This window comes from Leclercia sp. W6, assembly GCF_003336345.1.
GTDB lineage: Bacteria > Pseudomonadota > Gammaproteobacteria > Enterobacterales > Enterobacteriaceae > Enterobacter.
Map to the genome: position 1 here is coordinate 3267248 of NZ_CP031104.1, position 25687 is coordinate 3292934.

22 protein-coding genes are annotated in these 25687 nt (G+C 55.1%); 11 read left to right on the forward strand and 11 right to left on the reverse strand.

What is annotated here, in order from left to right:
* Window position 1: 1 nt before the first annotated feature.
* The 9 genes from DVA43_RS15960 to proP all read right to left on the reverse strand — a co-directional run bounded on the left by DVA43_RS15960 (window position 2) and on the right by proP (window position 12076).
* Window positions 2-1213 (reverse strand): glycosyltransferase family 4 protein, encoded by a 1212-nt coding sequence (locus DVA43_RS15960; RefSeq protein WP_114316110.1) that lies wholly within the window; start codon window positions 1211-1213, stop codon window positions 2-4.
* A complete protein-coding gene (locus DVA43_RS15965; RefSeq protein ID WP_114316111.1) occupies window positions 1213-2211 on the reverse strand; it encodes a glycosyltransferase family 2 protein in 999 nt (332 codons plus the stop codon). The genes DVA43_RS15960 and DVA43_RS15965 overlap by 1 nt, the downstream gene beginning before the upstream one ends.
* The gene (locus tag DVA43_RS15970) at window positions 2208-3584 is read right to left on the reverse strand and encodes a capsular biosynthesis protein (RefSeq protein WP_114316112.1); all 1377 of its coding nucleotides are present in this window, start codon (window positions 3582-3584) and stop codon (window positions 2208-2210) included. The genes DVA43_RS15965 and DVA43_RS15970 overlap by 4 nt, the downstream gene beginning before the upstream one ends.
* Window positions 3581-4792 carry a lipopolysaccharide biosynthesis protein gene (locus DVA43_RS15975; RefSeq protein ID WP_114316113.1) on the reverse strand — a complete coding sequence of 404 codons (1212 nt, stop codon included), beginning with the start codon at window positions 4790-4792 and terminating at the stop codon, window positions 3581-3583. The genes DVA43_RS15970 and DVA43_RS15975 overlap by 4 nt, the downstream gene beginning before the upstream one ends.
* Window positions 4789-6915: a polysaccharide biosynthesis tyrosine autokinase gene (locus DVA43_RS15980; protein WP_114316114.1), complete on the reverse strand. Its 2127-nt coding sequence runs from the start codon at window positions 6913-6915 to the stop codon at window positions 4789-4791. Before DVA43_RS15980 ends, DVA43_RS15975 begins: the two co-directional genes overlap by 4 nt.
* Before the next feature lie 2 nt (window positions 6916-6917).
* The gene (locus tag DVA43_RS15985) at window positions 6918-7475 is read right to left on the reverse strand and encodes a polysaccharide biosynthesis/export family protein (RefSeq protein ID WP_103825453.1); all 558 of its coding nucleotides are present in this window, start codon (window positions 7473-7475) and stop codon (window positions 6918-6920) included.
* A 1-nt stretch (window position 7476) separates the two neighbouring features.
* On the reverse strand, window positions 7477-8763 hold the full coding sequence (locus DVA43_RS15990) for an outer membrane beta-barrel protein (protein WP_114316115.1): 1287 nt from the start codon (window positions 8761-8763) through the stop codon (window positions 7477-7479).
* A complete protein-coding gene (locus DVA43_RS15995) occupies window positions 8753-10168 on the reverse strand; it encodes an undecaprenyl-phosphate glucose phosphotransferase (RefSeq protein WP_114316116.1) in 1416 nt (471 codons plus the stop codon). Before DVA43_RS15995 ends, DVA43_RS15990 begins: the two co-directional genes overlap by 11 nt.
* Before the next feature lie 405 nt (window positions 10169-10573).
* Entirely contained in the window at window positions 10574-12076 is a 1503-nt protein-coding gene (gene proP / locus DVA43_RS16000; protein WP_114316117.1) for a glycine betaine/L-proline transporter ProP, read from the reverse strand.
* Between the two features lie 657 nt (window positions 12077-12733).
* On the opposite strand from proP, the gene kdgT reads away from it, so the two are divergent.
* Entirely contained in the window at window positions 12734-13729 is a 996-nt protein-coding gene (kdgT, locus tag DVA43_RS16005) for a 2-keto-3-deoxygluconate transporter (RefSeq protein ID WP_114316118.1), read from the forward strand.
* Between the two features lie 460 nt (window positions 13730-14189).
* On the opposite strand, the gene DVA43_RS16010 is transcribed toward kdgT, so the two are convergent.
* Window positions 14190-15068: a diguanylate cyclase regulator RdcB family protein gene (locus tag DVA43_RS16010; protein WP_103825447.1), complete on the reverse strand. Its 879-nt coding sequence runs from the start codon at window positions 15066-15068 to the stop codon at window positions 14190-14192.
* On the reverse strand, window positions 15065-17422 hold the full coding sequence (gene crfC, locus DVA43_RS16015) for a clamp-binding protein CrfC (protein ID WP_103825446.1): 2358 nt from the start codon (window positions 17420-17422) through the stop codon (window positions 15065-15067). Before crfC ends, DVA43_RS16010 begins: the two co-directional genes overlap by 4 nt.
* A gap of 591 nt (window positions 17423-18013) precedes the next feature.
* Between crfC and DVA43_RS16020 the strand changes: the two genes are divergently transcribed.
* The 10 genes from DVA43_RS16020 (at window position 18014) to phnK (ending at window position 25598) form a co-directional block, all read left to right on the forward strand.
* A complete protein-coding gene (locus DVA43_RS16020) occupies window positions 18014-18349 on the forward strand; it encodes a zinc ribbon domain-containing protein YjdM (protein ID WP_103825445.1) in 336 nt (111 codons plus the stop codon).
* A gap of 156 nt (window positions 18350-18505) precedes the next feature.
* On the forward strand, window positions 18506-19294 hold the full coding sequence (gene phnC, locus DVA43_RS16025; protein ID WP_114316119.1) for a phosphonate ABC transporter ATP-binding protein: 789 nt from the start codon (window positions 18506-18508) through the stop codon (window positions 19292-19294).
* 23 nt (window positions 19295-19317) lie between these two features.
* Window positions 19318-20334, forward strand: coding sequence for a phosphonate ABC transporter substrate-binding protein (phnD, locus tag DVA43_RS16030; RefSeq protein ID WP_114316120.1), 1017 nt, complete (start codon window positions 19318-19320; stop codon window positions 20332-20334).
* A gap of 50 nt (window positions 20335-20384) precedes the next feature.
* On the forward strand, window positions 20385-21164 hold the full coding sequence (gene phnE / locus DVA43_RS16035; protein WP_114316121.1) for a phosphonate ABC transporter, permease protein PhnE: 780 nt from the start codon (window positions 20385-20387) through the stop codon (window positions 21162-21164).
* A 20-nt stretch (window positions 21165-21184) separates the two neighbouring features.
* Entirely contained in the window at window positions 21185-21910 is a 726-nt protein-coding gene (gene phnF, locus DVA43_RS16040) for a phosphonate metabolism transcriptional regulator PhnF (RefSeq protein ID WP_114316122.1), read from the forward strand.
* A complete protein-coding gene (gene phnG, locus DVA43_RS16045) occupies window positions 21911-22363 on the forward strand; it encodes a phosphonate C-P lyase system protein PhnG (protein ID WP_103177906.1) in 453 nt (150 codons plus the stop codon). It begins immediately after the preceding gene.
* Complete coding sequence (gene phnH, locus DVA43_RS16050) at window positions 22360-22944, forward strand: phosphonate C-P lyase system protein PhnH (RefSeq protein WP_103177905.1); 585 nt, start codon at window positions 22360-22362, stop codon at window positions 22942-22944. The genes phnG and phnH overlap by 4 nt, the downstream gene beginning before the upstream one ends.
* The gene (locus tag DVA43_RS16055) at window positions 22944-24008 is read left to right on the forward strand and encodes a carbon-phosphorus lyase complex subunit PhnI (protein WP_114316123.1); all 1065 of its coding nucleotides are present in this window, start codon (window positions 22944-22946) and stop codon (window positions 24006-24008) included. Before phnH ends, DVA43_RS16055 begins: the two co-directional genes overlap by 1 nt.
* Window positions 24001-24846, forward strand: coding sequence for an alpha-D-ribose 1-methylphosphonate 5-phosphate C-P-lyase PhnJ (phnJ, locus tag DVA43_RS16060; protein WP_103177903.1), 846 nt, complete (start codon window positions 24001-24003; stop codon window positions 24844-24846). Before DVA43_RS16055 ends, phnJ begins: the two co-directional genes overlap by 8 nt.
* The gene (gene phnK, locus DVA43_RS16065) at window positions 24843-25598 is read left to right on the forward strand and encodes a phosphonate C-P lyase system protein PhnK (protein WP_114316124.1); all 756 of its coding nucleotides are present in this window, start codon (window positions 24843-24845) and stop codon (window positions 25596-25598) included. Before phnJ ends, phnK begins: the two co-directional genes overlap by 4 nt.
* Window positions 25599-25687: the final 89 nt, after the last annotated feature.

A 25687-nucleotide genomic window follows, 5' to 3' on the forward strand; every position in this document is an offset into this window, starting at 1 on the left:
GTTATCGCCCGTCGAGCAGCTCGCGGTAGAGCGCCTGCAACGTCTCCATGTGCTTACGCAGTGAGTATTTCTGGCAAAGTCGTTCGCGGCCTTTCTGCCCCATCTCCCGGGCCTGCTGCGGATTTTCCGCGATCACGTCCAGCGCATCGGCCAGATCCTGAGCATTGCCAGGTTCAAACAGCAATCCTTCAATACCGTGTCGTATCTGCTCCGGGATGCCGCCAATGCGGGCCCCCACCACCGGGCGGGCGAACGACATCGCCTCCAGCACCGCCATGGAGCAGTTCTCATAACATTCAGAGGGCAGCACCACCGCCCGGGCATGTTTAATCAGCGCATCCAGCTCCGGCCCTTGCTGCACATAGCCGAGGAACTCCGCATGGGGAAAGGTTTTTACCATGTCGTCATACAGCGGCCCGTGGCCGACCACCTTTAACGGCATTTTATTCCGCATAAGCTGATGCGCCTGGGTCAGCGTCGGCACCCCTTTTTCACGGCTCAGGCGGCCAACGTAGAGCAGATAACCTTCGTCCGGACCCTCTTCCGGCTGCTGACTATCGTCAATACCGTTCACGATGACATCGATACGGGAGTCCGGCAGCGAGCGCCTCAGCTCGTTACGCAGAAACTCGCTCGGGGAGACAATCACGTCCAGCGCCTGATAATTTTGCGCGATGTACTGCCAGGTCGCTTCTAACGACAGCAGCAGACTCTTCGCCGCCGAGCCCTCCTGGCAGCGATAGCGAAACGCATTAAACACGCTGCCGGTCACGCAGGCATCACACACCTTGCCGTCACGCAGCATGGAGTAGGAGGGACACATAATTTTATAGTCGTGAGCGGTTAGCACCGTCTTACAGCCGAAATCCCGGGCGACTTTAATCAGCGCAGGCGTCAGCTGATGATAAATATTGTGGAAATGGACGATCTCCGGGCGCGTCTGCTCCAGCAGCGCCAGCATTTTTTTGCACGCCTCCCGGTTGTGAATAAAGCTGATGGCGGTTTTTGCTCCCGCCAGCAGGCCGCCCTCTTTGTGGTAATCCACATTAGTGACGAAGTAGTCCGCATAGTCAGAGGGAAAATTTTTCTCGTGCTGCATTGAGAAATCAATCACCTCCACCCCGGCCTCTTTCAGCATGTTACGTTCCTGAAAATAGACCGTTTCAGCTCCTCCTTTGATAAAGAAGAACTTATTCACCAGTAAGACTTTCATTACTCTACCTGCTCATGAATAACTTTATTGCCCGGTGGCACCCTGGGATCGCGAAGGGGGTGGAAAAGACCTTTAACCAGCCCGGCAGAGAGCACCGCCAGATTAATCACGCTGTTGAGGCCGTTTTTTAATGAGCGGTTGCGAATGGTTTTCAGCAGGATGAAGGCCAGCAACGGCAGCAGCGCAATGTCGATCAGGCTGACGTCGAAAGTGAAGAACACAATCAGAACGATAAAGATGTAACTCGCGAAAATCACTTCGTTTTTCACCAGCATCAGCGCATCGCGAAACCAGGGCTTGCCCCATGCGCTGCGCAGCAGTTCTCCCGGCGCCTGATGAAACCCGCTCTTCCAGCGATAGCGCAGCATTTTAAAAGTCGGCATGGTGTAGGAGGTATGGCGGAAATAGGGCACGTTCAGGCGATGCAGCTTATAGCCCGCGGTCAGCAGGCGAATGCCCAGTTCCGCCTCTTCATAGGCGTGCAGGCTGCGGTTGGTCAGATAACCGATGTCGGCAATCGCCGACAGGCGATACAGGCCGCCACCGCCTAAATGGTCGCAGTCGCCCAGCGGATAGATCTTATTGATGCGCTGTTTGCGGGAGGTAAATTCATAGTTTGAGGCGTCGTCCATCTCCACCGTGCCGGCCACGCCAGCATACTCAGGGTTTTCCTGCAGAAACGCCACCGCCCGATCGATAAAGCCCGGCTCCAGCTCCATATCGCCATCCATCAGCAGAATGAACTCCCCTTCGCTGTGAAGGTAGCCCAGCTGATGCCCGACACCGCAACAGCGGTCTGCCGGTTCGGTTAACGACACCACCATCACCCCTTTATCGCTGGCCAGCTGCTGGGTGTTATCCGTAGAAAGACTGTCGGCAACGATAATTTTATGCGGATACTCCACGATCTGGCTGCGAATACTGTCGATGGTTTTCTCAATACATTCAGCTTCGTTAAACGTTTTAATACTTACGGTAATAAACGGTTTGTACATCAATAGAGCCCCGTATAACGGCGTACGGTCCGGCGGATAATCAAGCTGGAACCTAAAGATAAATAGAATAAGAATTGCAGCATTGGCACGATCATCAGTATCTGACTGTAGGGCAGACTAAGCAGACAGGCGATGGCAAAAACATTAAATGCCGGTGCAAAGCTCAGAAGCTGGAGATCCTGTTTATCAATTTGGTCAACGGACAGCAGCGGTTCAGGCTGAACCACTTTCAGTATATAAACAAATAGCCCAATAAATATCAGTGTGCCCACCACGCCCACTTCCCAGAGCAGCATACTCATGGCGGTACTGTCGAGGATCAGGTTATAGACCTGATTCAGGAAACCTGGCGAGAGGAAGCTGCCGCTGTTGGTGGCATTCAGCCCGTAGCCGAACAGCGTGCCCGGCAACCCCGACAGGTCGTTATGCTGGAGCCAGAACGTCAGGGTGGTAAAACGCCCGATCTCCCCGCCTGGCAAGATGAAATTCGGATCGAAAATATAGCTGAGTGAACCAAAGAAAACCGTGAACGGGTTTTCTGACATGTCGATGCCATAAGCGGCGGTATAGCTGTAGGCGAGAATGACAATGGCCAGCCCGATTAACAACACCATCGCCACCAGAATGGAGAGCAGCACGGCTAAATTTACCTTACTCGCCTCTTTGACCCAGGAGGGCATAAGCCACACCCAGCCCAGCAGCAACGGCGACAGCAGGATCACGAATTTCACTTCACCAATAATGCACATCACAAACCCCAGCGCGATATGCAACGCCATGTTTTTAAAGCTGGTCAGCCCATGCTTATACTCCGAGACCTTCAGCAGCATGATCAGCAGACAGAACAACCCCATCGCGGCGGTGTTTCCCCCGCCCATCGGGTCGCCACCGAACGTCCCCACCACGGAGTCCCATTTTTCCTCTTCGCCGTGTAACGCCACGCGCTGCGGCACCACAAAGAGGAGCTGGTAGAGCGCAACCGGAAACTGAATATAAAAAATCCAGTACAGGCCGCGCGTCACCTGATAAATCTGCGATTCCCGGCAGAAGCCCAGCAGCAGACAAAGCATCACCAGCGAGAGCGCAATCTCATTCTTAAACCCGATAAGGGTAATCAGCGCCCCGCCCTGGAACAGGGTCGAAATCCCCGCCAGCACGATAAACGAGAGATACAACGTCAGAACAATCGCTTCCTGCGCATCCAGCCGCACGGGTTCATAGCGGGTCTGCAACAGGAGGAAACCGGCCATCAGCATCGTCATGAAGAAGGGGAGCCACAGCACCGCCAGCTCACCGGTGAAGTACTGCACCAGCCCGCAGAAGATGAGGGTCAGCAGGGTGAACGTGTATAAGTAATGTCCGGTATTAAGATTCATGATGCCACTGACCCGTTTTTCAGAATGTCGGCGCGCTTATTCACCTTCAGGTAGATGAAGGCGTAGCGAATGAACGTCAGAATCGAAAATAAGATGATGGAGGTCGCATAGTCATTGTAGACATACGGCACGATGACAAACGCGATGACCACGATCGCCAGTTGCTCCAGCTGGATCCGCAGGAAGTAGCGGTGCGAGCCGAAAATCAGCTCAATCACCGTCAGCGGACAGACCGCCAGCGCCGGGAAAAGGTAGGGCAGCATATAGCGCGAGGTTGGCACGGAGGCGACCCACTCCTCGCTGAACCCCAGGTTCATCACAATCGGATAGAAGATGAAGACCCCCAGCGTGCAGATCACACCCAGCACCAACAGCAGCAGGCGGACCTTCGTATACTCTTCGTAGTTGAAGACGTTGTTTCTGAAATCAATCGACCATTTCGAGAAAATGGTGTTCCGCACCGCATTGCCGACAATCACCACCGGGGCCAGGCAGAAGCGGCTCACCACCGAGAAGTAGCCCGCCGTTAAGGCCGAGAACCAGAAGTTGATGAGCATGATCGGCAGGTTGTTATTAGCCATCGCCAGCACTTCGGCACTGCCCACTTTGGTAATGTGGTGGATATTTTTTTTCAGGAACGCCAGGTTACTGGAGGGCCACAGGTGATGCAGGGTGACGGTGCGAATATCAAACGCCCGCAAGATGCAGGCGCTGGTCAGTGCCATCATCAGGATCGCCCACATCCAGTAAAAGGCCATCACCTGGTGGGTGAGCAGCACGGAGACCACCACCACCACCGAGACGGAGATGCGTTGCACCACCAGAAAGCGAAAGTTTGCCGTACGCAGCGACAGGTTCTCGGCTATCAGCACCCAGGTATTCGAGAGCGTGAGCAGGTAAAGAAAAAGCATATTCTGGTGAAACAGCCAGCCCGTCAGCACCGCATAAGGAATGGCGATGGTCAGGCTTTGCAGAAGACAAAACACCACATTCTGGGCCAGCTCGTCATCCTGTTGTCTGGGGATCAACAGCTGCGAGGCAAAGGTACAGACCTGGGCCCCAATCAGGGCAATACTGTAGTTGAGCGCGTAGAGCCCCACTTCGCCAAGATCGTACTTATGCGAAATGAGCCAGATCGACAGGGCACCAATCAGCTGTGAAATAACTGATGACCCTGCGATCGTGGAGGCGCTCTTGAGAAGACTCATGCCCGGCCTGTGTTATTCATCAGTTCATGCGTATGGTAGTTAAGTGAACGCAGTCCCTCTTTACTCTCCAGATTTTTATCCACGACCTGGTTCAGCACGCCGCCGATAATCACATTGTGGTGGTGGGTCGCTTTCTCAATCGCCGGTCCAGTGGTGTCGGCGGTGTTCAGACCCGCTTTGAGGACAAAGATCAGACCGTCCGTTACCTGGTTAACCAGCTGCACTTCCTGGCTCTGATTCACGGCGGCGACATCGACAATGATGCGCTGGTAGCAGCTACGCAGCGAATCAATCAGCGGTTTTAACCGTTCAGGCGACAGCAACAGCAGCGCCGAGACCGGCGTATTGCCGCGCGGCAGAAAATCGAGATTATCGTTGATCTTCACCAGCACGTTGTCGGTCGCGTTGTCGCCGCGCAGTACTTCTGCCACGCCAGGCGCCTTCGGTGAGCCCAGCTCGCCCGACAGCCCGTCGCTGTTAAAGAAGTCCATATCGATAAGCAGCGTTTTCTGGTCGAAGCTGAAGGAGCTCGCCAGCAGATTCGCCAGCAGCGTCCGTCCCTCGCCGCCTTCCGCAGACGTCACGGTAATCACCTGCAGCGGATGGCTGCTGAGCATGATCTGCGTGCGCATGCTGTGAATAACGTCCGCGTTCAGCGGATCGCTCATCATCAGATCGCGGATTTTGCTGCGTCCGCCCACGCCTTTAAAGCGGCGGATCTCACCCAGCGGCATCAGATTCAGCCGTTTTTGCATCTGGCTGAGGGTGTTCACCGACTTGTCCGTGGCCGTTTTCACCATGATGTACATCACGTAGAAGAGCATCACCAGCAGCACAATCATCAGCATCAGCAGCGGCTTGTTCGGTTTAGCTGGCTGCGCTGCGGGCACGGCAGGATCGTAGATCTCCGCATCCGCATCGGAATAAGAGCCGGGTAGTGCCAGCTCCTGCGTGCGCTGATAGGCCATCTTGTACATCTCTTCGGTTTTATCCAGCGCCAGCTTGAGATCGTTGTAGCCGTCACGCTTCAGGGAAAGCTTCTGGAAGTTCGCTTTCTGCTCTTCCAGCTGCTTCTGGTAATTTTTTTCGTCCGCCAGCGCCGCCTCGTAGGTCTGGCGTATCCCAGCCTCCTGCTCCCTGAGCGTCATCGCCGTTTGCGCCTGAATGGCGCTGATACGCGCCCGGGCCTGGATCACTTTGTCATGCTGGGGACCGTAGGATTTCTCCAGTTGGGAAAGCTCGCTGTTGGCCTGGATCAGGGCAATGCGTAGATCCTGGATCTGGGCGTGATTTGAGATGGATGGCAGCGAAATGACTTGCCCCCGCGAGCCACCGGAGCGGATTTCGTTATAAACAGACTCCGCCGCTACCCGACGCTCGGTCGCATTCGCCAGGCGGTTGGTGATAATGCCCATCTGCTCCGTTTCAAAGCCATCAACGCCACGGAAGGTTAGCAGCCCCTCTTTTGCCAGATAGCTATCCAGCGCGGTCTTTTGCTGCACCATTTGCTGCTGGAGTTCCTGCAGCTTCTGCTGGTTATCTTCCCTCGCCTTCGCCGTTTTTTGCTGCTTGAGCGCAAGGGTGTAATTAATAAACGACTCCGCCACGCCATTGGCGATATCCGCCGCCAGCTGTGGCGAGGTGGATTCATAGGAGACGGTAGACAAATGGGTCGTACGCACGTTGCTGATCGTCAGATCCTTCTGCAGCGTTTTCAGGGCATGATCAACCCGCTGCTGTTCGCTCGCCGGGGTTGCGCTACTGCCAGCCCCCTCGCCGTTAAACGCCGGGTTTTGATCGAGTTTCAGCGTGCGAATGGCTTGCTCAAGCACCACGCGCGATTGCATCAGCGCGTTTTGCGTTTCGTAGTACCCGTTACGGGTGGAGTCATAGCCTTCCACTTTCTGGAAAGGTGAAACATTGTCCGGCTGAGCTTTAATCAGTACCGTGGCAGTGGAAACATACTTCGATGACATCAAACTCATTAATGGCCAGGCAATCGCCCCGGCAATCACGCCGGAGAGAACGATTTTCCAGGAATTCTTTTTAATTTCTCTGGCAAATCTGGCGATATCGATAGCGCTTTCTCGCTTTTTGCCATTTTCCACTATTGATAGTTTCATGGTCAGAAGAACCCTATGCCAATAATTACGAGATCGCCCGGGAGAACGGAGTGGGTGACATCAACGTTTTCGAGTAACTCACCGGAGGATGATTGACGAATGCTGAGATCCGTACGGTCTGCCCGGTCGGTATAACCCCCCGCAAGCGCGATGGCTTTTTCCACGGTCATACCCGGCTCATAGGAATAGCCATTCGGGTTCTCAACTTCACCAGAGATATAGAACTTACGGAATTCGGCGATATTTACGGTCACCATTGGATTAAGCACAAAGCCATTACGCAGGCGTTGCGTAATCTCTGCATCAACCTGACTGGCGGTTTTGCCCTTTAATTCCAGCTTGCCAATATAGGGGTAATTAATAGCCCCACTATTATCAAGTACTACTTTCATGGTCAGGTCAGGTTGACCGGCAACGTTAATGTTGACGATATCCCCGGAGCCCAGTAAATAATTTGCTGTATCGACCACACTATTGTCCTTTAACGTCGGCTGCGGTGATTTGCAGCCAGCAAAAAGGACACTGAGAAGTAAAAACGCGCACAGTTTCATTATTTTCATTTTAAATCTGAACCTTAGCTGTAAGCATAATCAAAGATTGATCGTAGCCCAACGTTTCAGTCACCACGCGATCGTCGTTAGGGCCGATGGTAAAGGTATCGGTATCTTTATTAGACTTAAGCGTATCTAGATGATATTCCACACCAAAGTTAATCGATGGTGTGAGGTCATAACCTACAATAAATGAAAACACGCCATTCTTGTCGTGACGATCCTTGTCCTGATCTTTGTAGTCTTCTGTAATGTATGCGTAATCAAGCAACGTCGTTAACCGGTTGTTCATCCAAAAATGTTTGTATGAAACGCCGTACTCCGTAACTAAATTATATCCTCCCGCTTCGGAAGGGTCTTTAATACTTTGGGATGTTCTTAACGTAAAAAGTGACTGTTGGAGAGGTCGCCATTCACCCAGAATATCCCAGTTAATCCCGTTAAAATCCTTCGAACCCGGGTTATTTTCAAAGGTTTTATAGAGCCACGACACGTTCATATCAACGTTCGTTTTGCCCGTCAGCTGCGACTGAATGCCATAACGCAAATAGTATTCATTACTGTCTTTTTCCGACGCATGACCATAATGAAACTGGTTAGTAATAAAACTATAGCGAAAACGCGTCTTAGAGGTGTATTGATCGAAAATTTCTGCAATCAGCGTATTTTCGTCCCACTCCTGTTCGCGGATATATTGTGCGAAATCCTCATCCTTGCTCTCAACCTGGCCGGTATTGCCAAAGGTCCACTTGCGGTGCATCAACGCCAGGTCTGCCCTTCCACGGCCATCTGGCGCACCGTAACTATAGCGCAGCTCACTGTTGAACAAATTGGTAGTTAACGGTGACCTCACGCCAAATTGCCGGAACTGTTCAGGCAGGAAGCCTTCCGTTACGCCACGCCCGCGCTCCTCGTGGCCAAGGGAATCTTCCAGATTCAGGGACAGGCCATGCATCAGCCCAAAACGCCAGTCGCCTTTAAAGCGGAAAAAGTGATCGTCATAATCATCCGCAGAATCACTCGAGTAGTGGCGATAATCTCCGGAGTACATCAGCAGATACTTATCCTGGCCTCGCTCCCCGTTCATGCTCAGGACAGGCTTGAGCCCTTGGAAGTCAGAGCCTTTTTCATCGCTGTCGTGAGGCTGGAAAGTCACGTTATCGTTGTGTCCATACTCCACCCCAACGTTGCTCTGAAAGTCGATGCCCGCCCAGCCGATATGTGATTTTGGCGTTAATTCTGCTAACGCGACCGGAGACGCTATCATCCCAGCGATAATAATAATTTTAGTATGCATTCTTACCGACAAATCCCTTAAAAATGGTTTTAATGATGATTTTTATATCTAACCAAAAGGACCAGTTCTGAATATATTCAATGTCGTACTGGACTCGCTTTTCCATTTTATATAGCGCATCAATTTCGCCACGATAGCCATTAATTTGCGCTAAACCTGTGATCCCAGGCTTTACTTTATGGCGAATCATGTAGTTTTCGACCTGCTTACGGTAAAGCTCGTTGTGCGCCACAGCATGAGGCCGCGGGCCGACAATCGACATATTTCCTTGAATAACATTGATGAACTGCGGTAGTTCATCCAGAGACGTCCGACGTAAGAATGCTCCAAAGCGCGTGACCCGGGGGTCATCTCGTGTCGCCTGTATCACCGTGTCGGTATTTTCCATGACTTTCATGGTCCGGAACTTCCAGACTTTGATCTTCTGCCCGCTCAGACCATAACGATCCTGTTTAAAGAAAACCGGGCCGCGCGAGGTGAGCTTGATGCCGATGGCAATGACGATCATTAACGAGACAATCATTACCATAATCGCGCTGCCCAGCACCAGATCTTCTGCGCGTTTAATAAACGAACCTCCGCCATCCAGCGGCGAAGTGAAAATACCGATCGTTTGTAAGTTATGGATAGAGCGTATCTGCGACGTATTGGTACTGTAAGCGTAAAAATCTGGCACGATGTACGTATTGACAGTGGTGTCTGACATCATGGCTAAAAAATGGCGTATACGTTGCAGCGCCACCATCGGCAGGGCAATGTAGATTTCATCCACTCTGCCCGCCTTCGCCTCCTCCACCAGCTTGATCACCGGCCCGTTATACGGGCTGGTAATTCTTTTCGCCAGTTCACCCAGCCGTTCCGGGCCACGTTCATCGTAGAAGGCCAGTTCCAGCTGTACGTCCGCATATTCAAGGCGCAGAGCCTTTTCCGCCGCCAGGCCGTTATCGGTGATCCCGATAATCGCCACTCTGATACGCTTTTTAGCCGACAGCTTAAAAATAATCAGCCGAATCACATAAAGAAAAGGGATCGGCGAGGCATACCAGAGCGGCATTGCCGGGATATTTCGGACATCAATAAAGTTCAGGTAACCTAAAGAATATAATTTTGCGACTAAAATGCGCACCATGCCGATAAACAGGATGGCTAAAAACGCCGTCAGAAAAAGACGCCGCTGGTTACGTAATTTATTGTTTTTAGGTCGATACAGATAACACTCAGTGTACTCACCAAACAGTAAAAAGGTGATGGAGTACAACAAGCTGATCAAAATCACAGTGTCGAAAGACTCCATTTTCAACCACCAACCGCTGAGCATCAGAATTAAATTAATTGAGAAGAAATCAATTAATTTAATGAATACTGAGTAACCTCCATGGGTGATCTTCTGCGAATTTCTCAGCATGTCCTGACCTACTTATAATTAAGCATCGGTATTACTTTTTTTGTGCTAATTGCACCAGTAAGCGTATTAAAAATAATAAAATGCTGTTTCGCGCAAGAATACGTTACCGAAAAGATTCAGCATCTCAGGGTCTGGCTGCATTCATAACTATGTTGGTGTAAAACCCGGCATACACATCTCTCATAGCGCTCTGAGCGTCGATTTTTTAGAGGCATCTGCTTATATACAGCGTAAGCACTATTCAATCAAAGCGCCAATAAACTTTAGTCGTATTCCTTTTAGGTATGAAAAAAAATGATTACGCAGGCAAAATCAGGAAAACCATAGAAAATATGATCTACCTTATATGCTGTGACGTTATGGTGACGAAAGACGCAAAACCCGGCCGAAGCCGGGTTTTGTTATTTACTCATTGATGCGGGGATGTTGATCGACCAGTCGGGAACGCTTCGCCTGCAGCTCGGCAATTTCAGCATCGATATCTTCTATCTTCTGCTCAATGTTGTCGTGGTGCTCACGCAGGATCTCTTTCGCTTCCTGAAGGTCAGACGCAGCAGGCGTCGCCCCTTTCAGCGGCAGGTTCGCCGTCTCTTTCATATAAATGCCGGTGACCAGACCGATGACCGCAATCACCATCAGGTAATACGCTGGCATCATCAGGTTCTGGGTACTCTCCACCAGCGACGCCGCCAGAGTCGGGGTCAGACCGGCGATCAGCACCGAGATATTAAACGCCGCCGCCAGCGCGCTGTAACGGATGTGCGTCGGGAACATCGCCGGCAGGGTTGAGGCCATCACGCCGATAAAGCAGTTAAGGATCACCGCCAGCATCAGCAGGCCGGCAAAAATCAGCCCGATCACATTGCTGTTGATCATAATGAAGGCCGGGATAGCCAGCAAGAACAGCGCGACACTGCCGAAAATAATGAAGGGACGACGGCCAAAGCGGTCGCTCAGCAGACCCATGATCGGCTGGACAAACAGCATCCCCACCATAATGGCGATGATAATCAATACGCCGTGATCTTCCGAGTAGTGCAGGTTATGCGACAGATAGCTCGGCATATAGGTCAGCAGCATGTAATAGGTCACGTTGGTGGAGATCACCATACCGATACAGGTCAGCAGGCTGCGCCAGTGTTTGGTGGCAATTTCTCTGAACGAGACTTTCGGGCCATCCTGCAGGCCCTCGCGGTCGCCCTGCTCCAGCTTATCAACATGCTGCTGGAACGCCGGGGTCTCTTCTAACGCGTGACGCAAGTAGAGGCCGATAATGCCCAACGGCAGCGCCAGGAAGAACGGAATACGCCAGCCCCAGGAGAGGAAGTTCTCTTCGCCCACCACGGTAGAGAGCAGCACCACCACGCCCGCGCCCAGCACGAACCCGGCAATGGAGCCAAAGTCGAGCCAGCTGCCCATAAAGCCGCGCTTACGGTCCGGGGAATACTCGGCGACGAAGATCGACGCACCGGTATATTCGCCCCCGACCGAGAAGCCCTGTGCCATCTTACAGAGCAGCAGCAGGATCGGCGCCCAGATACCAATACTGGCGTACGACGGGATCAGACCAATACAGAAGGTACTGACCGACATAATCACAATCGTGATGGCGAGGATTTTCTGACGGCCATACTTATCCCCCAGCATGCCGAAGAACAGGCCACCCAGCGGTCGGATAAGGAAAGGAACAGAGAAGGTCCCGAGGGCGGCAATCATCTGCACGCTGGGATCGGCATCGGGGAAGAAGACTTTACCTAGCGCATAGGCCACGAAGCCATACACACCAAAATCGAACCATTCCATCGCATTACCGAGCGAGGCGGCGGTGATCGCTTTGCGCAGTTTGCTGTCGTCAATAATGGTGACGTCGCGCAGGGTGATCGGTTTAACTTTTTTCCTTTTAAGCATTGCTATCCTCATAGACTAAGCCCAGTCCTCACCACAGCGCTGAAAAATGCGCTCTATGGAACCCGGGAAGCGCCTCATGCGCATTCTCGTCTCTCAAGCGTAGCAGGTTTACTTACACTGACCTTTCGGACCGGTACAACCGAACCTGTTGACGCCTGTCTGGGCTGTGAATGACAGCCTTTACCCTACCAGCGTTTATATGTGTGATCAACTTCACATAATTTTTTCTGGTTATCACCAGAAGTGTCAAAACTGTAAATTCATGTCCATCAGTTGTTTCTTATGTCTGGCTCGGTAAATATCTTTTCAGCCGTTATTATTTGCTGTGAAATCAAAAAAGAACGACATTATTTTACAATGCATTTACAGCGGTTTTAATAATCAAGAGGCAAATATCGTGTTTCCTCAAAATATGTGACGCAGATAACTAAAACGCTGTTTTATTTTCATTGAATCATCATTCCAACGATCGCATCATAAGCCCGTCACAACGAGTCTGGTGGCCTTTGAGTGAAGGCTTAAAAAAACCAAACTGGTTATATCTGCTGTATGAATGACGAATCCGCTGACGTCAAAGCGTCACAATTCGTTGAATTCATTAGATTATTAAATATCACTTGTCCGCTGGCGATGCGCGATGAGATGTGAGGGTTGATGATGAAGATTAAAGCCGCGATTGAACGCATCCCCGGAGGGATGATGCTGGTTCCGCTGGTACTGGGTGCAATTTTAAATACCTTAGCGCCTAATACTGGAGCCTATTTTGGTGGATTCACCAAAGGCATGATTACCGGCACAGTACCGATCCTTGCGGTCTGGTTCTTCTGTATTGGCGCTTCCATTAATTTACGTGCAACGGGCACGGTATTACGTAAATCCGGTACCCTGGTAATTACCAAAATTGCCGTGGCGTGGATTGTGGCGATGGTTTGCGCCATGTTTATTCCGGAAAACGGTATTCAGACCGGCTTCTTTGCAGGCCTCTCGGTGCTGGCGATTGTCTCTGCAATGGACATGACCAACGGTGGCCTGTATGCCAGCCTGATGAACCAGTACGGCACTAAAGAAGAGTCCGGCGCGTTCGTTCTGATGTCTCTGGAATCTGGCCCGCTGATGACCATGCTGATCCTCGGCTCCGCCGGTCTGGCCTCCTTTGAACCGCACCACTTTGTCGGCGCCATCCTGCCGTTCCTGATCGGTTTTGCCCTCGGCAACCTGGATCACGATCTGCGCGACTTCTTCAGCAAAGCAACCCCGGTTCTGATCCCGTTCTTCGGCTTCGCGCTGGGTAACACCATCAACCTGAACGTGATTCTGGATACCGGCCTGCTGGGTATCGTGCTGGGTGTGGCGGTTATCATCATCACCGGTATTCCACTGATTATTGCCGACCGCGTTATCGGCGGCGGGAATGGTACAGCGGGTGTCGCCGCCTCTTCCGCAGCAGGCGCTGCGGTGGCAAACCCGGTGATTATCGCCCAGATTAACCCAGCTTTCGAACCGGTTGCCGCCTCCGCTACCGCGCTGGTTGCAGCAAGCGTCATCGTCACGGCGATTCTGGTGCCGATTATTACCGCGCTGTACGCCAAACGCTTTGGCAACGTCCCAACCACGACCGAAGAACAGCGCCCGGTTGAATCACTGCACCATTAATCCCCCAACCCTCCCCACCGGGAGGGTTTTGCATTTAAAGCAGTGAAGAAACTCAATGAAAGGTCGAGGCTTACAGCGGCTCCCTGGTCCGGCTGAAAATCGCCGAAGCGTTTCCGGAAGGCCGGGGCGAGGCGCAGGGATGCGCCGAGAGGGCATAGCCTGCAGGGATGCAGGCTGGTGCCCGACCCGAAAGCCTGGAGGAATAAGCTGAGGACAAAATTGCCGGGAGCAATTTTGGATAGCGCTTGCGCTGGCCCCGGAGGGGTGAGCCCCAGGGATGGGGCGAACAATCCGCGAAGCGGCGATTTTCTTGCCGGGAGCCGGGATTGTTAAGGGGGCGCGATAGCCCCCTTAACACGTTCACAGGTGACGTGGTTTACCGGGAAGCAGAGAACGTAAAGTGAACGGAACCACCACTGCAGCCACATATTCCCTCACCGCTGCAACATGCTCACTCCCCCTACTCCCCAAACACCTCCTCCACCATCGCTTTCGCCAGCCTCGCCGCCGAACACAACCTCGGCATCCCCAGCGCCACATTCTGCCAGCTTTGCGTCACCGACCAGCACACCGGATGCCTGTCGGCATCACACCAGTCACCCAGCCAGCCCAGCATATCTTTATGGTCGATAATCCCCGGCGTACTGGGCGTGGTGAGCCACTGGTGATAAAAATGGCGGGTATTAGGTGCAGCGTTGATCCCCTGCGCCAGATAGTTAGCCACCATACTGCACAGGTTATCTTTCAACATGGCGCTGACGTCTGCATTTGCCAGTCGACAGGCATCACCGAACGCCCCCCAGCGCAGCTCCTCCAGCACCACATAACCGCGACCGGCCAGCGACCAGCCGTCATAGTGCCCGGCGCGCCAGCGGGTAAAAATCTGCTCGCTGTGAACGCCTGCCTGTACCGTTAATCCGCGCTGGGTTAACGCCTTCTCTTTGAACTGCGCACGTTGCTGAAAATGGGCGGAGAGGGTTTCGTATTGATGCACCACGCCAATCGGCGGCTGATTACGCAGGCTGGCCTGCTGGCGCAGCGTGGAGAGAATGTGTGTCATGCGGGTCAGCGCCAGATGGCCGGGGTCAAACATGCCGGCCAGCTTCTCTGCCAGCCCGAGTCGCAGCACAGCATTTTCGCTGAACATTCCCCCCATGGCCCACTGACGAAGCTGAGACTGCGCCATGATCTCCTGGGTTAAACGTTCACGAAAGTGCTGCTGTTGCGACACCACAGAGGTGTGACGCTGCGCGTCAGCCCCCTGCACCAGGTCGACCATAAATTTAGGATGGATACATTCCAGCGTCCGTCCGGGACCGTCCAGTAGTTGTTTTGTCATGGTTGCTCTGCCGCGAATAACGTTTGAATATCATCGCGTAACAGTCGGGTATCTTCCTGAATCCACGTCGCAGTCGTAATGCATTGCTGCAACAGCTGGCTGAGCGCCCGTGTGGCATGCTCATTTTGCTGACGCACTGCGAGGCTATCACGCAAGCTTTCCTGTAACCCTGCAAGGCATAACGAGAATTCCGCAAAGAATGTCGCCATACCCGCTGTAACAGAGACATCGACCTGCGCAGCCAAAGCTTTACGAATTTGTTCACAAAAGTGATCTATATGCTGTTTAAATTTTTCATGAAGCTCTGACACGTTAATAACATAGCGCGTCCGCGTCATCACATAATCTTCCCAGCCCCAGCCCGGATTGTTCAACCAACGGGAGACCGTGTCGCGCAGCGCACTGCTGGTTCCCTGTCCCTGGCCAGCCGGTAGGCTCTCCTGAGCGATAGCATCGCTGAACAGCCCCCGGGTATTGAAGTTAAGCTGGTTTGCCTGAAACGCCGGGAAGCTGATCCGCGCGCGGAATCCGGCATGGCTTAGCTCCTCTTTAATCCGCGTTTCAATGGGCCGCATGGCGTCGTTCAGGGAGCGGGCCAGCGTGGTTTCCAGTTGGTCAAACCGCAGCGCCAGCTCGCGACCGATTTTGGCCTGTGCATCCAGCAGGATCATTTCACAGGAGGAGCGGATTTTGCTCAGCAGGATCTGCGCCTGACCTTCATCGTCCAGCACCAGATGCCCCGGCGTAGCTAACGCCTCGGCATGGAGCGTGTGCGGCTTAAACCCGGCCAGATCGAGCAAATTATCCGGATTGAAGATGTGCGCTACCGCAAGTTTGATATCGTTTTGCTGGGTGCTGATAAACAGGTCGGTCGCCGCCAGCGCCTGTCCGACTTCATGCCGCACCTCATTGCTTACCGACACCTGACGGGACTGCAACAGCGCCATATCCTCTTCCAGGCGGGCGATATTCAGCTCCAGCTCGTCGAAGGCGACCGTGAGCCCCTGATAGCGGAAATCCAGGTATTCCCGGGCATTCTGGGCATAGTTCAGCAGCTTATGCGAGGCCGAGCGTAACGCATACAGCGAGGCATTGGCGTAGGCGGCATAAATCAGCTTGCGGATCGGCTGCTCAAAGAGGGAATCTTCCCACAGCAGATCGGCAGAGTGGCGAACGTGTTCAATATCGTCCAGATCGGCAGTCCGCCAGCGGCGGCCCAGCGCAGCTTCGGCAAAATCCTGCACCCAGCGCTGCTCCTGGTGATCCGGCAACTTGCCGTGCTGATTCAGCTCATGACGCGCCCGATTCGCCAGGTACCCCCACATCGAGGAGACCGGGAAGATCTGCCCTGGAGAAATATGACCTTTCATCAGGGTGCCGGAGATCATCGCCCGCACCTGCTCTTCATCATCGCTGTTGCGGTCTTTCTGATCGAATTTGTTGACCAGCGCGTAGAGCGGTACCGATTTGCTGACGGCAGAAATAGCCAGCCGCACTTCGGCGTCGGAAATCGACTTCAGTTGCGTATAATCCATTACCGCCAGCACCGCCGAAGCGCGGGCGAGCTGCTCGGTAAGCATTTTTTGCAGATGCGGTTGCCCGGCCTCATTCGGCCCGGGGGTATCCAGCAGGGTTAATTGCCCCAGATGGCCATCCAGCCCGGCCAGATGGACAAACTCCACCTCAATAACCGGGATATTCTCAATCGCTGCATAGGCAGAGAAGGGAAAATCTGTTCCCAGCGCCTGAGAAAGTCGCACTAAATCATTCAGGTTTTTTAAACAATTAAATATCGGCTGCGCGCCTAAATAATGTTTTTCAAACGCTTCGCCGGTTTCTATGCGCCCCAGCAACGCATTCATATCTTTATCAATTTCAAGTTGCTGGGCCAGCTTGCCGCGATCGTAATTGGCCAGCTTTTTTTGCATTTGTTTTATTAATGTATCGATCGGCGCCACGTGAGAAAAATGCAGCACCGGCTCCTTCTGACCAGGCGTATGACGGATCAGCGTCGGCAACGCGGTCATCGGACGGTTGCGATTGGGCAACACCTCCGTTCCCACAATGGCGTTAATCGTCGTCGATTTACCGGCTTTCATGGTGCCCACAATCGCCAGCACCATCTCCAGACGGGTAATTTTGCGCAGTTCATTATTCAGCATGGACTGCTGCGCTTCTAAACCACGGGCACTAAAATGTAGAGGTAAAACGTTGCTGGTTTCGCCGGTAAGGGCCGACGTTGCATTGTCCAGCATCGCAGCAGGCATGGCGCTTAGTGACTCGAGATTCTGCAATGAGAGTTGCAGCAGTCTTTCAGCTTCCTGGCTTAACTCAAATATTGTTTGTGTATGCATAGTAAAAAGCCTTCCCTTAACACAAATTTTATATAACCGAATTATTTTAAGAATGAAGGATCGGCTTATATGATTCCGTGTAGCAAATATGTTCGACGCAAAATAATTGTCTGATGACAATCAAATATATTCTTTAAGTGCATAAAACAGCGGAGCGCGCTCCTTCGGTCAGGGAAACCGAAAGACTAAGAGCGTAGCTCAAATTTAATAAATTTCAGGATAAACCATCTTTAATCGCCCACCAAAAATGAGGGGGTAATCATCCCTGCAAGCCCGGGGATGGCTATAAAAACATTTACGGTGAATATCATTAGCACCTTAACCTTATCCGAAATGACACGGCGTATCAATTTGCCGCAATAAAATATTATTGCTTTCATTCGCAAGCATTTCATTCTCGCACCGGGTACTTATCATTACCTGAGTCACTGACAGACTCTGTCATCAGAAACGCTTTTTTTAGCCAAAAGCGAAAAATAATATCACCGACAAAAGTAAGGACATGCGCTATACTTGCCGCCTTTTTCGACAACCTGTCGATTTTTGGCGGGCCTGATTGCCGCCGGTTCGCACTATTTTGAGGAGAACACCATGTCACTGCCACACTGCCCGAAATGCAACTCTGAATATACCTATGAAGATAACGGTATGTTCATCTGCCCGGAATGCGCTCACGAATGGAACAACGCAGAACCCGTAGCCGAGAGCGATGAGCTGATCGTTAAAGATGCCAACGGCAACCTGCTGGCGGATGGCGATAACGTCACCGTCATTAAAGACCTGAAGGTCAAAGGCAGCTCTTCAATGCTGAAGATCGGCACCAAAGTGAAGGGCATCCGTCTGGTCGAGGGCGACCACAACATCGACTGCAAAATTGACGGCTTCGGCCCGATGAAGCTCAAATCCGAGTTCGTTAAGAAGAACTGATTTGTCTTTTATAGGCCCGGCAAGCGAAGCGCCGCCGGGCCTGCCGTCACTGTCATCGCTTTCACCTCAACTCTTCAAACTCCCGCAACCAACACTTAACCTAAATGTCACATTGATCCGCCAGCATGAGGCCACATTTGAATTGAGGCCTTACCCATGCACACTGTCATCCGCGTCGAGAAGCTGAGCAAAACCTTTCATCACAACAAGGCTCTGCATGCCGTTGATCTGACCGTCCAGCAGGGCGAAATGGTAGCGCTGCTGGGGCCGTCCGGTTCAGGTAAATCTACCCTTCTGCGCCACTTAAGCGGCCTCATCACCTGCGACAAAACCTCAGAAAGCCACGTTGAGCTGCTGGGCAATACCGTGCAGCGCGCGGGCCGTCTGGCGAGTGATATCCGCAAAAGCCGCGCCCAGACCGGCTACATCTTCCAGCAGTTCAACCTGGTGAACCGCCTGACAGTGCTGGAGAACGTGCTGATTGGCGCGCTCGGCAGCACCCCGTTCTGGCGCACCTGTCTGCGCTGGTTCTCCCCGTCCCAGAAGCAAGAAGCTCTGCAGGCGCTCACCCGCGTCGGCATGGCCCATTTCGCCCACCAGCGCGTCTCCACCCTGTCCGGTGGACAGCAGCAGCGCGTGGCGATTGCCCGGGCGCTGATGCAGAAAGCCAAAATTATTCTCGCCGATGAGCCGATTGCCTCGCTGGACCCGGAGTCGGCCCGCATCGTCATGGAAACCCTGCGCGACATTAACCGCAAGGACGGCATCACCGTGGTGGTCACGCTGCACCAGGTGGATTACGCCCTGCGCTACTGCGAGCGCATCGTCGCCCTGCGTCAGGGGCACGTCTTCTTCGATGGCGCCAGCCACCAGTTTGATAACGAACGTTTTGATCATCTCTACCGCAGCATTAACCGTGTCGAAGAGAGCGCGCAGGCTGCTTAACGTCCCCACAATGAGGAATGGAAATGAGCTATAAGACGGTTGCCGCACTGGCCTTCACCAGCATGTTCAGCATCAGCACCCTGTTCAGCCCGGCGTTTGCAGAGGAGCAGGAAAAAGCGCTGAATTTCGGCATTATTTCGACGGAATCACAGCAGAACCTGAAGCCACAGTGGGAACCCTTCCTGAAGGACATGGAAAGCAAGCTGGGGATCAAAGTGAACGCCTTCTTCGCCCCGGACTACGCGGGCATCATCCAGGGGATGCGCTTTAACAAAGTGGATATCGCCTGGTACGGCAACCTCTCCGCCATGGAAGCGGTGGATCGAGCCAACGGTCAGGTCTTTGCGCAAACCGTGGCCGCCGACGGCTCCCCGGGTTACTGGAGCGTGCTGATCGTCAACAAAGACAGCCCGATCAACAACCTCAACGACATGCTCGCCAAACGTAAAGAGCTCACCTTTGGCAACGGCGATCCCAACTCCACATCAGGCTTCCTGGTACCGGGCTATTACGTCTTCGCCAAAAACAATGTCTCCACCAGCGAATTCAAACGCACGGTCAACGCCGGGCATGAAACCAACGCCCTGGCCGTCGCCAACAAGCAGGTGGATGTTGCCACCAACAACACCGAAAACCTCGACAAGCTGAAGACCTCCGCGCCGGACAAGCTGAAAGAACTGAAGGTGATCTGGAAATCCCCGCTGATCCCGGGCGACCCGATTGTGTGGCGTAAAAACCTCTCCGAAAGCACCAAGGAGAAGGTGTACGACTTCTTTATGAACTACGGCAAAACCGCGGAAGAGAAAACCGTGCTGGAACGCTTGGGCTGGGCGCCTTTCCGCGCCTCCAGCGACCTGCAGCTGGTGCCGATTCGCCAGCTGGCGCTGTTCAAACAGATCCAGGGCGTGAAGGACAACAAGACGCTGAAAGAGGAAGAGAAGAACAGCAAGCTGTCTGAAATTCAGGCGCAGCTGGACGATCTCGACCGCCTGACCGCCGCGCTGGGCGCGATGACCAGCGTGACCAAAGCGGTGCAGTGATTACGTTCCCTCTCCCTTGAGGGAGAGGGAGAACAGATTAAGGAGCACACATGCAAACCATCACTCTCCCACCGCCAAAGCGCAGCTGGTTCTCGCTGATCAGCTGGGCCATCCTGCTGGCGGTGCTGGTTGTCTCCTGGAAGGGCGCGGAAATGGCCCCGCTGACGCTGATCCAGGACTCCGGCAACATGGCGACCTTCGCCGCCGACTTCTTCCCGCCGGACTTCAGCCAGTGGCAGGACTACCTCAGCGAGATGGCCGTCACGCTGCAAATCGCCGTCTGGGGCACCGCCCTGGCCGTGGTGCTCTCCATTCCGTTTGGCCTGATGAGCGCCGACAACATTGTACCGTGGTGGATTTACCAGCCGGTGCGCCGCCTGATGGACGCCTGCCGCGCCATCAACGAAATGGTCTTTGCGATGCTGTTCGTGGTCGCCGTCGGTCTCGGTCCCTTCGCCGGGGTGCTGGCGCTTTTTATTCACACCACCGGCGTGCTCTCCAAGCTGCTTTCGGAAGCGGTGGAAGCCATTGAGCCCGGCCCGGTCGAAGGCATTCGCGCCACCGGTGCCAACAAAATTGAAGAAATTCTTTACGGCGTGCTGCCCCAGGTGATGCCGCTACTCATCTCCTACTCCCTCTACCGCTTTGAGTCCAACGTCCGCTCCGCCACCGTTGTCGGCATGGTGGGCGCAGGCGGGATTGGCGTCACTTTGTGGGAAGCGATTCGCGGTTTCCAGTTCCAGCAAACCTGCGCCCTGATGGTGCTCATCATCATCACCGTCAGCCTGCTGGACTTCCTCTCTCAACGTTTGCGTAAGCACTTCATCTGAGAAGCGAGGCTTTGATTTGTATGCACTCATCCAGACATCCGACCAGTTACCCCACCCGCTGGCAAGAGATTGCGGCAAAGCTCGAAGTGGAGCTGCGCACGCACTACCGCTGCGGGGACTATCTGCCTGCGGAACAGCAGCTTGCCGATCGCTATGAAGTCAATCGTCACACCCTGCGCCGGGCCATTGACCAGCTGGTGGAGCGTGGCTGGGTGCAGCGCCGCCAGGGCGTCGGCGTGCTGGTGCTGATGCGCCCGTTCGACTACCCGCTCAACGCCCAGGCACGTTTCAGCCAGAACCTGCTGGATCAGGGCAGCCACCCCACCAGCGAAAAACTGCTCTCGGTGCTGCGTCCGGCCTCCAGTCACGTGGCGGATGCGCTGGGGATCCAGGAGGGGGACAACGTCATCCACCTGCGTACCCTGCGCCGGGTCAATGGCGTGGCGGTGTGCCAGATCGATCACTACTTCGCGGACCTGGCTCTCTGGCCGGTGCTGCAACATTTCACCAGCGGCTCGCTGCATGACTTTCTGCAGGATGCTACGGGGGTTGCGCTCAAACGCACCCAGACGCGCATCAGCGCCCGCCGCGCGCAGGCCAAAGAGAGCAAGGTGCTGGAGATCCCCAACATGGCGCCCCTGCTCTGCGTGCGCACCCTTAACCACCGTGACGGCGAGGTGAACGCGACGGAGTACTCCGTCAGCCTGACCCGCGCCGACATGATTGAATTCACCATGGAGCACTGAATGCATTTCGATACCTCCACCCGCCAGCACTGGATGGCGGTGCTCGCCCACAGCCAGCCTGCGGCGCTTGCCGCGCGGATGTCGGCGCTGAGCCTGTCGCCCGCTTATGAACTGATCCGCGCGCCTGAAACCGGACTGGTGCAGATCCAGGCGCGGATGGGCGGCACCGGGGCCCGCTACTTCGCTGGCGATGCCACCCTGACCCGCGCCGTGGTGCGGCTTGCCAGCGGCACCCTCGGCTACAGCTACCTGCTCGGACGTAACAAACCCCACGCCGAGCAGTGCGCCGTTGTGGACGCCCTGCTGCAGGAAGCACCCCATTTCCAGGCCCTGATGGAAACCGTTATTGCCCCGCTGGAAGCCGACCGCGCCGCACGCCTTGCCGCCCGTCAGGCCGAAGTGAACACCAGCCGGGTCGACTTCTTTACGCTCGTTCGCGGAGACAACGCATGACACTTCACCCCGCTTTTACCCTTGCCGTGCAGGATGCCCAGCACAGTTTTCGTCGTCTGCTTAAAGCGATGAGCGAGCCGGGCGTCATCGTCTCGCTGCATCAGCTTAAGCATGGCTGGCAGCCGCTGAACCTCGCCACCACCAGCGTGCTGCTGACCCTGGCCGATAACGACACCCCGGTCTGGCTGTCGGGCTCCGTCAGCAACGATATCGTCAGCAGCAACCTGCGTTTTCATACCAGCGCCCCGCTGGTGGAGCAGCCGCAGCAGGCGGTATTCGCCGTCGCCGACGAGCAGATCGGCCACGAGCAGCTCAACGCCCTGAGCGAGGGCACCGCTGTGGCGCCGGAGACCAGCGCCACCCTGATTTTGCAGGTCTCCAGCCTGAGCGGCGGACGCATGCTGCGTCTGACCGGGGCCGGCATCGCCGAGGAGCGGATGGTCGCCCCGCAGCTGCCGGAGTGCATCATTCACGAGCTGACCGAGCGCCCGCACCCGTTCCCGCTGGGGATCGACCTGCTGCTGACCTGCGGCGAGCGCCTGCTGGCAATCCCGCGAACCACCCACGTGGAGGTGTGCTGATGTACGTTGCCGTCAAAGGGGGCGAGAAGGCGATCGCCGCCGCCCACGCGTTGCAGGAGCACAGACGCCGGGGCGATGAGCAGATCCCCGAGCTGAGCGTCGCCCAGATTGAACAGCAGTTGAACCTGGCCGTTGACCGGGTGATGACCGAAGGCGGCATCGCCGATCGCGAGCTGGCAGCCCTGGCGCTGAAGCAGGCCAGCGGCGATAACGTCGAGGCCATCTTCCTGCTGCGCGCTTACCGCACTACGCTGGCGAAGCTGGCGGTGAGCGAGCCCATCAACACCGCAGAGATGCGCCTGGAGCGCCGTATTTCGGCGGTCTACAAAGACATTCCCGGCGGGCAGCTGCTTGGCCCGACCTACGACTACACCCATCGCCTGCTCGATTTCACCCTGCTGGCAAACGGCGAAGCCCCTCGCCTTACACCCTCACACACCGAGCAGGACGCCGCACCGCACGTCTTTAGCCTGCTGGCCAACCAGGGGCTGGCGAAAGCGGAAGAGGATTGCGGCGATGAGCCGGACGACATCACCCGCACGCCGCCGGTTTACCCCTGTTCACGCTCATCGCGCCTGCAGCAGCTGATGCGTGGTGACGAGGGCTATCTGCTGGCGCTGGCCTACTCCACCCAGCGTGGCTATGGCCGTAACCACCCCTTCGCCGGAGAGATCCGCAGCGGCTATATCGACATCGATATTGTGCCGGAAGAGCTGGGGTTTGCGGTGAACGTCGGTGAAATGCTAATGACCGAGTGCGAAATGGTGAACGGCTTCGTCACCCCGGATAACGACGCGCCGCACTTCACCCGCGGCTACGGCCTGGTGTTTGGCATGGGCGAGCGCAAGGCGATGGCGATGGCGCTGGTTGACCGCGCCCTTCAGGCCCCCGACTACGACGAGAACATTACAGGCCCGGCGCAGGACGAGGAGTTTGTGCTGGCCCATACGGATAACGTTGAGGCCGCAGGCTTTGTCTCGCACCTCAAGCTGCCGCACTACGTCGATTTCCAGGCTGAACTGGAACTGCTTAAACGTCTGCAACAGGAGCGCGACAATGGCTAACCTCAGCGGCTACAACTTTGCTTATCTGGATGAGCAAACCAAACGCATGATCCGCCGCGCCATTTTAAAAGCGGTCGCCATCCCCGGCTATCAGGTGCCGTTCGGTGGCCGTGAAATGCCCATGCCCTACGGCTGGGGCACCGGCGGGATTCAGATCACCGCCAGCGTGATTGGCGAAGCGGATGTGCTGAAGGTGATTGACCAGGGGGCGGACGACACCACCAACGCCGTCTCGATCCGCCAGTTCTTTACGCGCGTGACGGGGGTGAACACCACCGAGCGCACCGAAGACGCCACGCTGATCCAGACCCGCCATCGTATCCCGGAGACCCCGCTTGTTGAAGATCAGATTTTGATTTTCCAGGTGCCGATCCCCGAACCGCTGCGCTTTATCGAGCCGCGCGAAACCGAAACCCGCACCATGCACGCCCTGGAAGAGTACGGCGTGATGCAGGTGAAGCTGTACGAGGATATCGCCCGCTTCGGCCACATCGCCACCACCTACGCCTACCCGGTGAAGGTTAACGGGCGCTACGTGATGGACCCGTCGCCGATCCCGAAATTCGATAACCCGAAGATGGACATGATGCCCGCCCTGCAACTTTTTGGCGCCGGGCGCGAAAAACGCATCTACGCCGTGCCGCCCTACACACGGGTTGAGAGCCTCGACTTTGACGATCACCCGTTTACGGTGCAGGAGTGGGATGAGCCGTGCGCCATCTGCGGGTCGAAGCACAGCTATCTCGACGAAGTGGTGCTGGATGACACCGGCAAACGGATGTTTGTCTGCTCCGATACCGATTTTTGCCGCCAACAGAGCGAGGCCAACAGCCAATGAAACCGCTGCTTTCGGTCAATAACCTGACCCACCTTTATGCGCCGGGCAAAGGCTTCAGCGACGTGTCGTTTGACCTGTGGCCGGGGGAAGTGCTGGGGATTGTCGGCGAGTCCGGCTCCGGCAAAACCACCCTGCTGAAATCCCTCTCGGCGCGCCTGACGCCGCAGAACGGCGACATTCTCTATGACGGCCACTCGCTGTATGGCATGAGCGAGGCCGAGCGACGTCGCCTGCTGCGCACCGAGTGGGGCGTGGTGCATCAGCATCCGATGGATGGCCTGCGCCGCCAGGTCTCGGGGGGGGGCAACATCGGCGAACGGCTGATGGCGACCGGCGCGCGCCACTACGGCGACATCCGCGCGACGGCGAAACAGTGGCTTGAGGAGGTGGAGATCCCGGCATCGCGCATTGACGACCTGCCCACCACCTTCTCCGGCGGGATGCAGCAGCGCCTGCAGATCGCCCGCAACCTGGTTACCCGTCCGAAGCTGGTCTTTATGGATGAACCCACCGGCGGGCTGGACGTGTCGGTGCAGGCCCGCCTGCTGGATCTGCTCCGCGGTCTGGTGGTGGAACTGAACCTGGCGGTGGTGATTGTCACCCACGATCTGGGCGTTGCCCGGCTGCTGGCAGACCGTCTGCTGGTGATGAAGAGCGGCGAAGTGGTGGAAAGTGGGCTGACCGACCGGGTGCTCGACGATCCCCACCATCCCTACACCCAGCTGCTGGTGTCATCGGTATTGCAGAATTGAGGTTGCTGTTGCCGGGTAAGCGAAGCGCCACCCGGCAATGAATCCAGCACCTTGTAGGCCGGGTAAGCGAAGCGCCACCCGGCAAGAAA

Bases quoted from the DNA above. Each gene is read 5' to 3' on its own strand.
- DVA43_RS15985 (WP_103825453.1), bottom strand. From the start codon at position 7,475: ATGAAAATAATGAAACTGTGCGCGTTTTTACTTCTCAGTGTCCTTTTT.
- phnE (WP_114316121.1), top strand. From the start codon at position 20,385: ATGCAAACCATCACTCTCCCACCGCCAAAGCGCAGCTGGTTCTCGCTG.
- DVA43_RS15980 (WP_114316114.1), bottom strand. From the start codon at position 6,915: ATGAAACTATCAATAGTGGAAAATGGCAAAAAGCGAGAAAGCGCTATC.
- crfC (WP_103825446.1), bottom strand. From the start codon at position 17,422: ATGCATACACAAACAATATTTGAGTTAAGCCAGGAAGCTGAAAGACTG.
- DVA43_RS15970 (WP_114316112.1), bottom strand. From the start codon at position 3,584: ATGAATCTTAATACCGGACATTACTTATACACGTTCACCCTGCTGACC.
- phnG (WP_103177906.1), top strand. From the start codon at position 21,911: ATGCATTTCGATACCTCCACCCGCCAGCACTGGATGGCGGTGCTCGCC.
- phnF (WP_114316122.1), top strand. From the start codon at position 21,185: ATGCACTCATCCAGACATCCGACCAGTTACCCCACCCGCTGGCAAGAG.
- kdgT (WP_114316118.1), top strand. From the start codon at position 12,734: ATGAAGATTAAAGCCGCGATTGAACGCATCCCCGGAGGGATGATGCTG.
- DVA43_RS15975 (WP_114316113.1), bottom strand. From the start codon at position 4,792: ATGAGTCTTCTCAAGAGCGCCTCCACGATCGCAGGGTCATCAGTTATT.
- phnH (WP_103177905.1), top strand. From the start codon at position 22,360: ATGACACTTCACCCCGCTTTTACCCTTGCCGTGCAGGATGCCCAGCAC.
- DVA43_RS16020 (WP_103825445.1), top strand. From the start codon at position 18,014: ATGTCACTGCCACACTGCCCGAAATGCAACTCTGAATATACCTATGAA.
- DVA43_RS15990 (WP_114316115.1), bottom strand. From the start codon at position 8,763: ATGCATACTAAAATTATTATTATCGCTGGGATGATAGCGTCTCCGGTC.
- DVA43_RS15995 (WP_114316116.1), bottom strand. From the start codon at position 10,168: ATGCTGAGAAATTCGCAGAAGATCACCCATGGAGGTTACTCAGTATTC.
- DVA43_RS16055 (WP_114316123.1), top strand. From the start codon at position 22,944: ATGTACGTTGCCGTCAAAGGGGGCGAGAAGGCGATCGCCGCCGCCCAC.
- phnC (WP_114316119.1), top strand. From the start codon at position 18,506: ATGCACACTGTCATCCGCGTCGAGAAGCTGAGCAAAACCTTTCATCAC.
- DVA43_RS16010 (WP_103825447.1), bottom strand. From the start codon at position 15,068: ATGACAAAACAACTACTGGACGGTCCCGGACGGACGCTGGAATGTATC.
- phnJ (WP_103177903.1), top strand. From the start codon at position 24,001: ATGGCTAACCTCAGCGGCTACAACTTTGCTTATCTGGATGAGCAAACC.
- phnD (WP_114316120.1), top strand. From the start codon at position 19,318: ATGAGCTATAAGACGGTTGCCGCACTGGCCTTCACCAGCATGTTCAGC.
- DVA43_RS15960 (WP_114316110.1), bottom strand. From the start codon at position 1,213: ATGAAAGTCTTACTGGTGAATAAGTTCTTCTTTATCAAAGGAGGAGCT.
- phnK (WP_114316124.1), top strand. From the start codon at position 24,843: ATGAAACCGCTGCTTTCGGTCAATAACCTGACCCACCTTTATGCGCCG.
- proP (WP_114316117.1), bottom strand. From the start codon at position 12,076: ATGCTTAAAAGGAAAAAAGTTAAACCGATCACCCTGCGCGACGTCACC.